Raw genomic sequence first — 13582 nt, 5'->3', positions numbered from 1 at the left:
TTGATGAGGAACGGCCAGGCTCCTGATTAGGTCATGTCCGTCCTGTCCGGCGTGAACAAGACGCGCACCGTGTAGGCCGGACAGATCAAATTAAAGACAACCCAGCAGGGCGTCAGTCAGACCCAGAGTCACGACCTACACGGCAACGCTCTTCCATCATCAATGTCGGACCCGACCCGTAGTTTCGTGAGGACAGCACTAGCCACTAATCGAAAGCGAATCCGTGATGCACTCCGTTGATCTCTTAGTCGAGTCGACAGATGCAGACCCAGGTCTTCGTCGGTCGAGGTTGATTGTCACGCGTCGCGGTGCTGACGATGGGGTGTATCGGGCGATTGGCTACCTCGATAGGTTGACCGGAGGGGCCGAGCGCCCGACGTATCAATTCACGTACTTGGCTCGCGTGGCGGCTGATCCTACTTTCGTGCCGGTCGTTGGGTTCCGTGACGTCAGCCGTCTTTACCGTTCCGAGAGGCTATTTCCATCGTTCGCCGACCGGGTGATGAGCGCTAAGCGGCCGGACCGTCCTCAATACCTTGAAGCTTTGGATCTCGATGCCGACGCTGATGCCTGGGAGATCCTGACCGCGTCCGGCGGGCATCGCGAAGGCGACCCGATCGAACTTGTCTCTATACCCCGATTCGATCGGACCACAGGCGAAACGTCGGCGCACTTCCTTGCCCACGGCGTCAGGCATCGCAGCGTAGAGGCCAGCCACCGAATAACCGCCCTTCGGGCGGGCCATCGCCTCGGGCTGGAGCGCGACCCCGAGAACCCTGTTAACTCAGCGGCGATCCGGGTTGTTGATCGTGGGATGCACTTGGGGTTTGTGCCCGATCCGCTTCTTGACTACGTCCATTCGGTAATGACCAGCGGCACTTACGATCTGACAGTCGTGCGCGCCAACCCTGCTGTAACTCATCCGCACCTGCGGCTACTGCTGCGCTTGGGCGGACATTGCAGTTCTTTTGTGTTCGACAGCCCAGACTGGAATGCGGTCTAACTTCACACCCGTTCCACCTTGATAGTTCGAACGGCAAATGCACAGGTACTCGCCGAAAGGTTGCACGATCTGCTTGTCGTGACGGTCACTGGGGCCGCCGACCGGATCCCAGACGATCACCGAGTTGAGGGTCACCGGGTTGGTGCTGCTGTATCCCGGCCCGGCGAGCACGCCGCCGACGAGGATCGGCGCCCCGATCTCCCGCGCGGCGATCGTGATCCGTTCGACGGCGTCGGGATTGGCCAACGGGTCGACGTCTGAAGAGTTCTCCGGCCACACGACGATCTGCGGTTGCGCAGCACGCCCGGCGCGCACCTCGTCTGCGAGCCGCAGGGTTTCCTGAACGTGGTTGTCCAACACGGCGCGACGCTGGGCATTGAAGTCCAGGCCGAGTCGCGGCACATTGCCCTGCACCGCGGCCACGGTGACGACCGGGTCGTTGGACTCATCGGTCGACGGCTGCCGGACCTGCGGCCAGACCACGGTGGTAGCCAATAGCACCACGCCGATGCACGCACCGGGCAGCACCATCGCGGGAGGGCCCGCGTGGCCGGCACCGGCGGCGTCACGGCGTCACGGCGCATGACCTCGCTCGCCAGGGCGGCCATGCTGACGCCCAGGAGCACGACCGCAAATGACACCAGCGGCACCCCGCCGATTTGGGCGATCGGCAGCAACGGGCCGTCGGTCTGGCCAAACCCTACTGCGCCCCAAGGGAATCCGCCGAACGGAACATTGGATTTGGCCCATTCCTGCACGGCCCACACGGCCGCGACCCAGATCGGCCAGCCCGGCAGTCGGCGCACCAGCACTGCCCCCGCGCCGAACAGCGCGGGAAATACCGACTCCATGCCCGCCAGCGCCAGCCATGGGCCGACGCCGACGAAGCTGCTCGTCCAGGGCAGCAGCGCAACGTAGAACGCGAGGCCGAACAGAAGTCCATATCCGAGCCCGCCGATCTGCGTCGTCGACTCGTGGGTCAGTACCCAGGCCAGCAGTGCGAACGCGACGATCGCGGTGTACCACCACCCGAACGGCGGAAAGCTGACGCACAACAGCAGGCCCGCAGCGATCGCGCCGGCCATCCGGGGCAGTCGGCGCAGCACCGCAGCACCTAGACCTGCACCCCGAGGTCTGCTCAACGGCGGGGCGGGGCCCCATCGGAATTGGCGGACCCGTCGGTGAGCGCCGCCATCGCGTCGGTGTCCTCGTCGGGTTGCCCCGCCCCGCGCCTCCCGGTCAGCCTGGCCAAGGGGCCGGTCACGGGTTCATTGCCGCGACGGCCGCACGAACCTGCTCGACGTCACGGAACACCGTGGGCGTGGTGACCCGGCGGACGGTGCCGTCGGTGCCAACGAAGTAGCTCAGCGGCAGGACCGGGGGAGCGCCTAGGACCTGCCCGACGGCGTCGGCGTTGCCGAAGGACGGGTAGTGCACACCCAGATCAGCCAGAAGGCTCAGCGCCACGGTGTCGGTGTCCTGCACGTTCATCCCGACCACCCGCACCGCGCCCGGCTGCCCGGCGTAGGCGTCCAGCACCGGAATCTCTTCCCGACACGGGGCGCACCATGACGCCCACAGGTTGATCAGGGTCTGCTCACCGGCGAGCGCCGCGCCGACGTCGAACATGGTCCGCGCCCCCAGGCACGACGCCAGCGCACCAGCCAAATCACCCTTGGGCGGCGCCCCCTCACGTAGTGTCGGGCACGGCGCCAAGGCCGCACGCGCGGTGAGTCGCGCCAGTTCGCCGGTATCGGCGTCGCCAACGGCGGCAGCGGGAAGGGTAAGCCCGGGGCCGGAGGTATTAGTACCGTCGACCTGGGGCGTACGCGGCCAGATCGCCACCGCCATCGCGGCTATTACCACCAGCGCGAACACCGTCCACCGCAGCCGAGCCCGCACTTGGCACCTCCCCTGTTGCCGAGTTGACACCGGCTGGGTCCTGGGCGCTACCGACGGCACCCTTCCTACTAGGGGCCATAGTAGATTGTTCGAGCCTGCCACCGTTGATGAGCCGCCAACGTTCCGGGAGGGGGCCGATGACCCTGGCATTACATCGATCCGGCACTGAACCGCTCAAGAGGATCGCGTGGCCTCAGGGGCACGCAGCAGGTCAGGCATTCTCTCCCATGCCCATCCCAGGAGGCGCCGGCCGCAGCACCTGCCGGTCGCCGTCTTCGGATGCGTTGGAGGTTGCGCCGACCCGCACCAATCAACGAACTTTTTTGCTTTCACCGTCGTTTGGCGATGAGTGCGAAGATTGCGCTATCATCGTCTTATGGCGATGACAACCGACGATTGCGGCTCGGCACGGCCGTCCCCCAATCTGTCTCCAGCGGCGGCGCTGTTTCACGGTTTGGCGGATCCGACTCGACTGGCGATCCTGCAGCGGTTGGCTGACGGTGAAGCCCGGGTGGTGGATCTGACGGGACTGCTCTCTATGGCGCAGTCCACAGTGTCGGCGCATCTGGCGTGCCTTCGTGATTGCGGGCTCGTAGTCGGGCGGCCCGAGGGCCGGCAGATGTTCTACTCCCTGACCCGCCCCGAACTGCTCGATTTGTTGGCCTCAGCCGAGACACTTCTGGCCGCCACCGGCAACGCCGTCGCGCTGTGCCCCAACTACGGCACCCGCTCCCGCACAGGCGCAACGATCGATGCGGAGGAGATCGGCCGATGAGCGACGCCTGCGGCTGCGGCAATGACGAACCCCGCGGCGCCGACGAGGAGGAGCGTGAGCCCGAGCGGCTCTGGCAGATCAAGGAACTGCAGTTCGCCGCCATTTCAGGGGTGTTCCTGCTGGCAGCGGTGATCGCCGGGTTCCTCGACGCCGCGGGGCCGGTCGTCCTCACGCTGGAGGCGGTGGCGCTGCTGGCCGGCGCCTATACCTTCGTTCCGTCCACCCTCAAACGGCTGGCCAAGGGCAAAATCGGCGTTGGCACGCTGATGACCATCGCCGCCGTGGGCGCGGTGATCCTCGGCGAGGTGGGTGAGGCCGCCATGCTGGCCTTCCTGTTCTCCATCAGCGAGGGCCTAGAGGAGTACTCGCTGGCGCGCACTCGACGCGGACTGCGCGCGCTGTTGTCGCTGGTGCCCGACGAAGCGACCGTGCTGCGTGACGGCGGCGAAAAGACCGTCGCGCCAGCGGTATTGCGGATCGGCGACCGGATGCTCGTCAAGCCCGGTGAGCGCGTCGCAACCGACGGCATCATCGGCCAAGGCCGCACCGCCCTTGATGTCTCAGCCATCACCGGTGAGTCGGTTCCCGTGGAGGCCGGGCCCGGTGATGAGGTGTTCGCCGGGTCGATCAACGGCACCGAGGTACTCGAGGTGGAGGTCACCACCACCGCCGCCGACAACTCGCTGGCCCGCATCGTGCGCATCGTGGAGGCCGAACAGTCCCGCAAGGGCGCCTCCCAACGCCTCGCTGACCGCATCGCCAAACCCCTCGTTCCCGGGGTCATGATCGTCGCGGCACTGATCGCGGTGATCGGCAGCCTGCTCGGTGACCCGGCCACCTGGATCGAACGTGCACTGGTGGTGCTGGTCGCCGCGTCACCATGCGCGCTGGCGATCTCAGTGCCCGTCACCGTGGTGGCCGCCATCGGCGCCGCCAGCAAGCTCGGAGCGCTGGTCAAGGGCGGCGCCGCACTCGAAGGGCTGGGCAAGATACGCGGCGTTGCCCTGGACAAAACCGGCACACTCACCGCGAACCGGCCCGCAGTCATCGACGTGGCCACCACCAACGGCGCCACCCGCGAAGAGGTGCTGGATCTAGCTGCGTCCCTGGAAGCGCGCAGCGAGCACCCGCTGGCCGCGGCGATCCTCGCCGCCGTCGACGACGTCACCCCAGCCACCGACGTGGAGGCCGTCACCGGTGCCGGGCTCAACGGACGTCGCGACGGGCGCACCATCCGCCTCGGCCGGCCCGGCTGGCTCTACCCGGGCCCGCTCGCCGATGGGGTGGCGCGCATGCAGCACGCCGGGGCCACCGCCGTCCTCGTCGAAGACAACGGCCAGGTAATCGGCGCCATCGCCGTGCGCGACGAGCTGCGACCCGAGGCCGCCGAGGTGGTCGCCCAACTGCGCCGCGACGGGCTATCACGTGGCAATGCTCACCGGCGACAACCAGGCCACCGCAGCCGCATTGGCCCGCGACGTCGGGATCGAGGCCGTGCACGCCGAGCTGCGCCCCGAGGACAAAGCGCGACTGATCGAACAGCTACGTGCCCAGCGCCCCACGGCGATGGTCGGCGACGGCGTCAACGACGCTCCAGCGCTGGCCACCGCCGACCTGGGTATCGCAATGGGCGCGATGGGCACCGACGTGGCCATCGAAACCGCCGACGTGGCGTTGATGGGCGAAGACCTGCGCCACCTGCCTCAGACGTTCACCCACGCGCGGCGGGCGCGGCGGATCATGCTGCAAAACGTCGGCCTGTCCCTGGGCCTAATCCTCGCGTTGGTGCCGCTGGCACTGTTCGGCATCCTCGGACTGGCCGCCGTCGTGCTGGTCCACGAACTCGCCGAAATCGTCGTTATCGCCAACGGTGTGCGCGCCGGGCGCACCAAACCTCTGGCCATCACGCCGATAGAACGGCCAGCCAGCCACAACCGCGCGGCGGCGGTCGGCGCACCGTCGTGACCGCCGGTAACCCCAGCTCGGAGGCCAGGGTGACTCGGGCGCGGATCACCCTGGCCGCCACGGCGGTCATCATCGCGGGACTGGACCTGGGCTTGAAGGCGTGGGCCGGCCGCGCGCTGAACGACGGCAGCTCAACAGATCTGGGGCTGCTACACCTGCGGCTGGCCTTCAACCCCGGGGTGGCATTCAGCCTCGGCGACACCCTGCCCCCAGCGGTCCTGCTCGCCGTCACCGGCGTGATCGTGGTCGCACTCGCGGTGTTCGCCTACCGCTTCACGCGCACCGCCGCGCTGCCCGTCGTGCTAGCACTAGCCGCCCTGCTGGGTGGCGCGCTGGCCAACCTGATAGACCGCGCCGCCGACGGGCTGGTCACCGACTACCTGCACACGGGCTGGTTCCCCACCTTCAACCTCGCCGACGTCTTCGTCGTCACAGGCGCCGCCGCACTCGCTCTGGCTAGTTGGCGCGCCAGCCACACCGCAGACACGGGGGCAGCCACATGATCCTTACGTCGATTCTGCCCGCGATCGGCCTGTTCATCGTCACCAACATCGACGACATCATCGTGCTCTCGCTGTTCTTCGCCCGCGGCGCAGGGCAACGCGGGACAACGGCCCGGATCACCGCAGGCCAGTACCTGGGATTTGCGGGGATCCTGGGCGCGGCCGTGCTCGTAACGCTGGGTGCGGGAGCATTTCTTCCCCCGCAGATCATTCCGTACTTCGGACTCATACCCCTGGCCCTGGGACTGTGGGCGGCATGGAAGGCCTGGCGTGGAAACGACGATGACGATGACGACGACGATGGAAGGGTCGCGGGCAAGAACGTCGGCGTCTGGACCGTCGCGGCAGTCACCTTCGCCAACGGCGGGGACAACATCGGCGTCTACGTCCCCGTCTTCCTCAGCGTGGGACCCGCGGCCGTGGTGGCCTACTGCGTCGTCTTCCTCGTGCTCGTCGCGGTCCTCGTCATTATCGCCAAATTCGTCGCCACCCGCCGGCCGATCGCCGAAGTCCTCGAACGCTGGGAACACGTACTGTTCCCGATTGTATTGATCGCCCTCGGCATCTTCATCCTGGTCAGCGGCCTGGCCTTCTCAGAGTGAGGCAGGCCCCGCCCGCGCACCACATCAACGCCAGAACGCTTGTTGTGAAGGAGGTTTCATGCGTAGCGTCAGGCAAATAGTGGCCGTCGCGGCAGCCCTTGTCATCGCGGCAGCCCAAGTCACCGGCTGCACCACCGGCGACGATGCCGTCTCCCAAGGCGGTACCTTCGACTTCGTTTCGCCCGGGGGCAAGACCGCGATCTTCTACGACCCTCCTTCGAGTCGGGGCACGATCGGTGATCTCAGCGGCCCCGACTTGTTCACCGACGACCCGATCCGGCTCTCGGATTACACCGGGAAGGTGGTCCTGATCAACGTGTGGGGCTCCTGGTGTGCGCCATGCCGCACCGAAACTCCGGAACTGGAGACGGTCTACGCCGAATACCGCGACCGCGGTGTGCAGTTCCTCGGTATCGACGTCCGCGACAACAGAGACACTGCACGCGATTTCGTCACCGACCGAAACGTCGAGTATCCCTCGATCTTCGACCCAGCGATGCGCAGCCTCATCACCCTGGGACGCACCTACCCGACCAGCGTGGTGCCCACCACGATGGTCCTCGACCGCCAACACCGGGTCGCCGCGGTGTACCTCATGGCACTACTGGCCGAGGACCTGCGGCCACTACTTAGATCGGCTGACCACCGAGCGCTAAGCTAACACCTCGCTCAAGACGACTCGAAGTGTGACCTCGCTGCTGAAGCGTGCAGCGTGCAGCGACGTGACTAGCCAGCGTGCGGGGGGTTTGGCATACCGAGAGCGGTTCGTCTCGTCTCTAGTGGTCCGTCTGCGTTTTGATCTGGTGGGCTTGCTTTGGTTCAGTTGGTTGGTCCCATCATGCCGGGACCCATCATTCCGTGACCCATGCCGGGTCCCATCATCCCGCCGTCCATCATTCCGCTCATCATCGCCGGCATTCCTTCGACGACGAATCCGGTGACTTCGCGGGCGTGTTCGCGAATGGCGTTGGTCAGTTCTGGGTCGCTGGAGGTTTCGACGACGACCACGCCGCTGGGTGTGAGCGTGATCTGACGTTGATAATCGGCAGCGCGGCGGAACAGGGTGGGCAGGCTTGAGCTCATGCAGGTGACTTCACTGCCTTGATCGAGGTGGGTGTACATCGATGAGACGTGCGCCTGCAGTTCGGCGACGAGGTCGGCGGAGTCAGATTCGGTGGTGGTGCGCACTCCGCCGGGAATCTCTTCGACGCTGCGTCGAAGTTCCGTATGCCGCATGAACATGTTCATGTAGGCGCGCATGTCCATACCCGTCGCGCCACCCATCCCGGGTTGAGCACGGCTGACCGGTATGTCGATTATGTTGCGCAAGACATACCCCAAGCCGAAGATGACCCCACCGGTGGCGAGCATTCTCAGCGCCGCTCGTCTGCTCATTCCGTTCATTTCCGATGATCCTGCTCGTGCTCGACATGTGCCGTGGGCATCGCGTTGTCGGCGAACGCGTGTGCAAGCCTTCCGTCGTGGGCTTTCGCCGGTTCGTGCCCGACGATGGCCGGTTCGACGGGACACTTTGGATTGCGCCTGCCGCAGCGTGAATCGGTTCTTGTGCGCTACGGCCGAGGTGTGGTCGGTGTGGTTGTCGGCGGCTGCCACTGGCCGGGACCCCAGGGGCCGGAAGGCCCCATGCTTCCCGGTGGCCACGAGCCCTGCGGCCCCATCATGCCGGGCCCCATCATGCCGGGCGTTCCTTGACAATGCCCCCAATTACCGCCGAAACCTTCGGTGGCCCTGCCGATGAAGAACCCGGAAAAGAACACCACCGCAACGGTGAACACGGCAGCGGCGACAATGCCACTCCACGCCAAGGCGTGGTTCACCCCTCTGCGCTGTCCGGCCACGGCGATTCGTTCGTTCCTTGATTCTGGTGTATCGGTCATGCTCCCAATCTCCTTCGCTGCATCCAATTCCTGAGGTCCTCGGTCGACCGCGACCGCGCTATCGGCCGACCGTGAACTAGGAACTTTGAGTCATCGTGATTCCTGGTGTTCGCGCAGCAGCGTCATTCGCCGCCGAAACTCGTCCTCGTCGATATCGCCGCGCGCAAACCGTTGTGCCAGAGCATCTTCGGGCCGCGACGAGGCTGCTGAATTTACGCGGCTGCGCTGTGCATCGCTACCGGCGAGATACCGGACGGCCAGCACGACCGCGGTGATCAGCACGGCCGACAACATCACCATCACCGCGCCCATCAGGATCCAACCGCCCCACATGTAGCCGTCTGTGCCATACATCATGGTTTTGAACCTCTTTCATCTGGTTGGCCGGAAATGTCTCACCTGACACCACGATGTAGCGAGGGGATGTCCCGACGGTAGGGCCGAAGTGCCTCAACGTGCCCGCAAGCTGTACCGAACCAGTGAAGTGCCTGTCTCCGTAAAACGGTATGGCCCGGAGATCATTTCCCTACCACTTCCTGGCTTGATCCCGCAGTCTTCGATACCCGGGCGGGTATATCAAGGGCACACGCGGGCCGCTGGATCAACTAAGGCTAGTTCGGTCTCGATGAGTGTGCGCAGGACTTCCTCGGGCGTCCAGCGTTGGGTCTTGGCGGTGATCAGGACCTCTGGTGCGGTGCGCCGCACGGCGGCCAGTTTCAACCGCCGCAACCCGGCATCGAGATCGGCGGCCAGAGGTGGAACTGATAGTGGGGCAACGGGTTCGGTGACGATGACCGGTGGGGGTTTGGTCACGGGATCACCTCGCCGTCGGCGGCGGCCGGTGTGATCTTGTAGGCGTCCAGGGATCGGGTCGGGGCGACGGGCAGGTCCAGGATCAACGCGTCCCCAGCGGGGCGGGGCTGCGGTGTTCCGGTGCCGGCGGCCAGGATCGAGCGCACGTCGGCGGCCCGGAACCGGCGAAACGCGACCGCCCGGTGCAGTGCGGCGACCAGGGCGTCGGTGCCGTGGGCCGCGCCCAGAGCCAGCAGGACTTCGAGCTCGGAGGCCAGTCGGGTGTTGCCGATCGCCGCGGCGCCGACGAGGAACGCCTGCGCATCATCACCGAGGTCGCAGAACTGCTTCTCCACGGTGGTCTTCGGGCGGGGTCCGCGACTGGGTGCCGGCCGGGGTCCGTCGTAGTGCTCGTCGAGAATGGAGGTGGCGCCGGGTGCGACGAGTTCGTGTTCGGCCACGATCACCCCGGTGGCGGGTTCCAGCAGACAGATCGCGCCGTGGTCGACGACCACGGCGACCGTGGATCCGATCAACCGCATCGGCACCGAGTAGCGGGCCGACCCGTACCGGACACACGACAGTCGATCGACCTTGCGCAGTACCGAGGGCACCCCGATCTGCATGCGTAGCGATGGGAGTGGTTGCAACAGTTCGCGTTCGATGATCAGCCGATCGTTCGGGATGGCGCAGATCTCCGAATGGGTCGCGGCGTTCACTTCGGCGCACCACGCTTCGGCGGCGGCGTTCGCGTCACGCAGAGTGACGGGCTTGCCGGTGACGGCGGCCTCGGTCAACAGGGGCACGGCCAGATCGTCCTGGGCGTAACCGCACAGGTTCTCCACGATGCCCTTCGATCGTGGGTCGCTGGCGTGACAGAAATCGGGGGCGAAGCCGTAGTGGCCGGCCAGCCGGACGTAGTCCGGAGTGGGCACGACGACGTTGGCGACCACGCCGCCTTTGAGGCAGGCCATCCGGTCGGCGAGCACCTTTGCGGGCACGCCGCCGGCGGCGGTGAACGTCTCGGCAATCAATGCGAGCGTGGTCGAGGCACGCTCGTTGGTGGCGAACCGCACAAAGCGCCACCTCGAGAACGCGAGCACCGCGCAGAACAGGAACAACCCCGGAGCGGCCTGGGCCCAGTCGATGACCAGATAGTCACCCGGCTCCCATACCGCCGGGCGTCGGCCGCGGTGATTCTCACTGCGCCACAACGTCTTCGCCTCAGCGACGAGGCGGCGAAAGTTCCGGTCCGAACCCGTGTAGCCCGCCGCGCGGGCCTTCGGCAACACCCGCTTGGCCGAGATGCGACCGTGGGACTTCTCGACCCGTTCGGCGACAAGGTCGGCCACCGCATCGTAGTTGTGTGCCCGTTGGGCCGGCGGTGACGCCGCGACACCGGCCTGATCTGCGTGAAACTTCTCCACGACCTTCTTCACGGTGCGGTGGGTGGTGCCGCACTCCGCGGCGGCGGCTCGGTAGGACCCGAGCTGTTGGTAGGCGGAAATGATGTCCATTCGGTCCTTCGCAGATTTCAATGGAACTCCCCGGTGGTGATGGCGATTGGTTGGCGCCTTCACCGTCACCATCGGGGCCCGCAGTTCCTGATCGACACGACGAACACGGGGTGGATACTCTTACTTGGCCAAAAACGGATACCTCGACTTGGCCACCAGTGGGTACTTTTTCATGGCCACGGACATTTTTGGACAACCGTGTGGTTTTAGGATTCGCTATCTGGATGGCGAAAATGTGCCCGCTATCTCGGTGGCAGCGCATCAAGGGCGCAGGCCGCAAGGTCGGAATATGTCACGGAGTTTGGCAACCTACATGTCCGGACGGCCCGGTGGGGTCGCTGATACTGGTTTCGTGTCGGTTGGCGCGGTGGTGGCTCAGGTCGGTGAGGTGCTGGGCCGCGCGCACTCACTGTTCGGCGACCCGCCGGCCTCCGGGCAAGGACCCGCCGCGGGCTCGGTGATGAAGCTCTCCGGCGCCGGGGACCTGGTGCGCTCCGGGCAGGCCCAGATGGCGCCACTGTCGGGGCAGCTGGCCACCAACTACACCACCTTCGCCGGCGGCGCGGGCCCGGCGCTGGACACCCTGGCCGGCAACGACCGGGCACTGAGCACCCAGCTCGACGAAGCCGCCCGCGCCGATCGCACCGGCCGCACCAGCTCCGGCACCGTCGTCAACGGCGCCGCCGCCGACACCAATGGACTGGCCCCGTTCACCAACACCCCCGCCGGCCAGAAAGCACTCCTGGTCGCCCTACGCCAGCGCGTCGCCCAACAACAACAAGTCGTGCAGGCCTACAAAACCCGCGACGCGCAGATGGCGGCGATGCTGCGGTCAATGGCCTACGGCGGCCGCGGCGGTGTGGGCGCAGGAAGCGGCTCACCATTCGGCGGCGGCTCAGGCCTGTCGATGCCACAAATGGGGTCGCCGCTGAGCGGACTTCAGGGGCTCTCCGGGTTGTCTGGGCTAGGCGGCAGCGGCACGCGCCTGACGTCGAGCACGCGACCGGGAGGCCGCGGGCGGCTGGGAGCCTTGGACGCCGGCAGCATTGTCGCCAGAGCCATCCAGGGCCAGCTGCCCCCAGGCAAGGCTCCTGAGAACGGGCTGCAGAAGTTCACCGTGCTCACCAATCGCGCTGTCTCGGCGGCGTTTCCGCAGATCCGGGAAATAGGCGGCGTGCGTGCCGACTCGTTGAAGTGGCACCCCAACGGGCTCGCGCTGGATGTGATGATCCCCAACTGGAATACCCCGCAGGGAAAGGCCCTGGGGGATGAGGTGCTCTCGTTTGTGATGGCCAACAAAGAGGCACTCGGCGTCGACCACGCGATCTGGCGTCAAGCGATGTATTACGGCCCTGGGGGCGGTGAACCGATGGGAGGCCGTGGCGGGGCCACCGCGAACCATTTCGACCATGTGCACATCGCGACCAAGGGCGGCGGGTATGTGCGTACCTAACGCGTAGCAGCACGGGCCGCCTGCTGCCGAATTTTGTGTCTGGGGGGTGGGTCTGGGTCGCTGATACTGGTTTCGTGTCGGTTGGCGCGGTGGTGGCTCAGGTCGGTGAGGTGCTGGGCCGCGCGCACTCACTGTTCGGCGACCCGCCGGCCTCCGGGCAAGGACCCGCCGCGGGCTCGGTGATGAAGCTCTCCGGCGCCGGGGACCTGGTGCGCTCCGGGCAGGCCCAGATGGCGCCACTGTCGGGGCAGCTGGCCACCAACTACACCACCTTCGCCGGCGGCGCGGGCCCGGCCCTGGACACCCTGGCCGGCAACGACCGGGCACTGAGCACCCAGCTCGACGAAGCCGCCCGCGCCGATCGCACCGGCCGCACCAGCTCCGGCACCGTCGTCAACGGCGCCGCCGCCGACACCAACGGACTGGCCCCGTTCACCAACACCCCCGCCGGCCAGAAAGCACTCCTGGTCGCCCTACGCCAGCGCGTCGCCCAACAACAACAAGTCGTGCAGGCCTACAAAACCCGCAGCGCCCGCATGGCCGCAATGATGCGGTCAATGGCCTACGGCGGCCGCGGCGGTGTGGGCGCAGGAAGCGGCTCACCATTCGGCGGCGGCTCAGGCCTGTCGATGCCGCAAAGCGGTGGGGGATTCGGGGGAATCCCATTGGGCGGCGGCGGGTTTGGTGGCGGCTCCAGAGGTGGCGGATCTGGTGGGCGACGACCGTCGCCGCGGATCGACACGGGCCGCGATATCCCTCCTGGTAGGGGTGGGCAAGCTGTCCAGGCGGCGTTGTCGAAGCTGGGCCGCCCGTATGTGTGGGGAGCCAAAGGCCCTTCGGTCTTTGACTGCTCGGGGCTCACGGGGTGGGCGTGGCGTCAAGCCGGCGTGCAGCTGGGGCCCGACACCTATACGCAAGTCAATCAGGGGGTGGCGGTGCCTCCTGGTGAGGTCCGCGCCGGTGATCTGATCTTTCCCAAGGCGTCCTATGACGGCCGCGGCCCGGGTCATGTCATGTTGGCGATCTCGTCGACTCAGGTAGTGCACGCCCCTCAGACCGGTGATGTGGTGCGTATCGCGCCGATGCCGCCAGGGTTTATCGCGCGCCGTCCGGTGGCCACGTAGCCCCGGAAAATCGTGCACGGTGGGGGATCGGCGCGGCTTTAGGCTCGT

Annotated in this window: 13 protein-coding genes and 3 pseudogenes; 8 read left to right on the top strand and 8 right to left on the bottom strand. The window is 66.5% G+C overall.

Annotation, left to right across the window (positions count from 1 at the left end; translation table 11 throughout):
* Positions 1-403: 403 nt before the first annotated feature.
* Positions 404-1003 carry an HIRAN domain-containing protein gene (locus tag ACTWP6_RS17930; protein ID WP_235733795.1) on the top strand — a complete coding sequence of 200 codons (600 nt, stop codon included), beginning with the start codon at positions 404-406 and terminating at the stop codon, positions 1001-1003.
* Between the two features lie 42 nt (positions 1004-1045).
* Here the strand turns inward: ACTWP6_RS17930 and lnt are convergent.
* From lnt to ACTWP6_RS17915, 3 genes and pseudogenes are all read right to left on the bottom strand, one after another.
* Positions 1046-2088: pseudogene (lnt, locus tag ACTWP6_RS17925) on the bottom strand (apolipoprotein N-acyltransferase); the annotation flags it as partial.
* A gap of 53 nt (positions 2089-2141) precedes the next feature.
* The gene (locus ACTWP6_RS17920) at positions 2142-2267 is read right to left on the bottom strand and encodes a hypothetical protein (RefSeq protein WP_268968745.1); all 126 of its coding nucleotides are present in this window, start codon (positions 2265-2267) and stop codon (positions 2142-2144) included.
* Complete coding sequence (locus ACTWP6_RS17915; protein ID WP_099962924.1) at positions 2264-2905, bottom strand: TlpA family protein disulfide reductase; 642 nt, start codon at positions 2903-2905, stop codon at positions 2264-2266. The genes ACTWP6_RS17920 and ACTWP6_RS17915 overlap by 4 nt, the downstream gene beginning before the upstream one ends.
* 376 nt (positions 2906-3281) lie before the next feature.
* On the opposite strand from ACTWP6_RS17915, the gene ACTWP6_RS17910 reads away from it, so the two are divergent.
* The 5 genes and pseudogenes from ACTWP6_RS17910 to ACTWP6_RS17890 all read left to right on the top strand — a co-directional run bounded on the left by ACTWP6_RS17910 (position 3282) and on the right by ACTWP6_RS17890 (position 7411).
* A complete protein-coding gene (locus ACTWP6_RS17910) occupies positions 3282-3680 on the top strand; it encodes an ArsR/SmtB family transcription factor (protein WP_222878218.1) in 399 nt (132 codons plus the stop codon).
* Positions 3677-5645: pseudogene (locus ACTWP6_RS17905) on the top strand (heavy metal translocating P-type ATPase). The gene ACTWP6_RS17910 and the pseudogene ACTWP6_RS17905 overlap by 4 nt, the downstream one beginning before the upstream one ends.
* Complete coding sequence (lspA, locus tag ACTWP6_RS17900; RefSeq protein ID WP_099962925.1) at positions 5642-6148, top strand: signal peptidase II; 507 nt, start codon at positions 5642-5644, stop codon at positions 6146-6148. The pseudogene ACTWP6_RS17905 and the gene lspA overlap by 4 nt, the downstream one beginning before the upstream one ends.
* On the top strand, positions 6145-6750 hold the full coding sequence (locus ACTWP6_RS17895; RefSeq protein ID WP_011893748.1) for a cadmium resistance transporter: 606 nt from the start codon (positions 6145-6147) through the stop codon (positions 6748-6750). Before lspA ends, ACTWP6_RS17895 begins: the two co-directional genes overlap by 4 nt.
* A gap of 58 nt (positions 6751-6808) precedes the next feature.
* Positions 6809-7411: a TlpA disulfide reductase family protein gene (locus ACTWP6_RS17890; protein ID WP_099962926.1), complete on the top strand. Its 603-nt coding sequence runs from the start codon at positions 6809-6811 to the stop codon at positions 7409-7411.
* 158 nt (positions 7412-7569) lie between these two features.
* On the opposite strand, the gene ACTWP6_RS17885 is transcribed toward ACTWP6_RS17890, so the two are convergent.
* The 5 genes and pseudogenes from ACTWP6_RS17885 to istA form a co-directional block, all read right to left on the bottom strand.
* Positions 7570-8154 (bottom strand): hypothetical protein, encoded by a 585-nt coding sequence (locus tag ACTWP6_RS17885; protein ID WP_011893750.1) that lies wholly within the window; start codon positions 8152-8154, stop codon positions 7570-7572.
* 167 nt (positions 8155-8321) lie between these two features.
* Positions 8322-8675: a hypothetical protein gene (locus ACTWP6_RS17880; protein WP_081437659.1), complete on the bottom strand. Its 354-nt coding sequence runs from the start codon at positions 8673-8675 to the stop codon at positions 8322-8324.
* A 63-nt stretch (positions 8676-8738) separates the two neighbouring features.
* Complete coding sequence (locus tag ACTWP6_RS17875; protein ID WP_011893751.1) at positions 8739-9005, bottom strand: SHOCT domain-containing protein; 267 nt, start codon at positions 9003-9005, stop codon at positions 8739-8741.
* Between the two features lie 243 nt (positions 9006-9248).
* Positions 9249-9461: pseudogene (locus tag ACTWP6_RS17870) on the bottom strand (ATP-binding protein); the annotation flags it as partial.
* Positions 9458-10978 (bottom strand): IS21 family transposase, encoded by a 1521-nt coding sequence (gene istA, locus ACTWP6_RS17865; protein ID WP_099962972.1) that lies wholly within the window; start codon positions 10976-10978, stop codon positions 9458-9460. The pseudogene ACTWP6_RS17870 and the gene istA, both read right to left, overlap by 4 nt.
* 292 nt (positions 10979-11270) lie before the next feature.
* On the opposite strand from istA, the gene ACTWP6_RS17860 reads away from it, so the two are divergent.
* On the top strand, positions 11271-12410 hold the full coding sequence (locus tag ACTWP6_RS17860) for a hypothetical protein (protein ID WP_443188419.1): 1140 nt from the start codon (positions 11271-11273) through the stop codon (positions 12408-12410).
* Between the two features lie 35 nt (positions 12411-12445).
* Positions 12446-13534 (top strand): C40 family peptidase, encoded by a 1089-nt coding sequence (locus ACTWP6_RS17855; protein WP_443188415.1) that lies wholly within the window; start codon positions 12446-12448, stop codon positions 13532-13534.
* The last annotated feature ends 48 nt before the right edge of the window (positions 13535-13582 follow it).

It is taken from the genome of Mycobacterium sp. 4D054 (assembly GCF_052245755.1).
GTDB lineage: Bacteria > Actinomycetota > Actinomycetes > Mycobacteriales > Mycobacteriaceae > Mycobacterium.
Note: the sequence above shows the minus strand (reverse complement) of the source record. Positions and strands in the feature narration are given on the sequence as shown.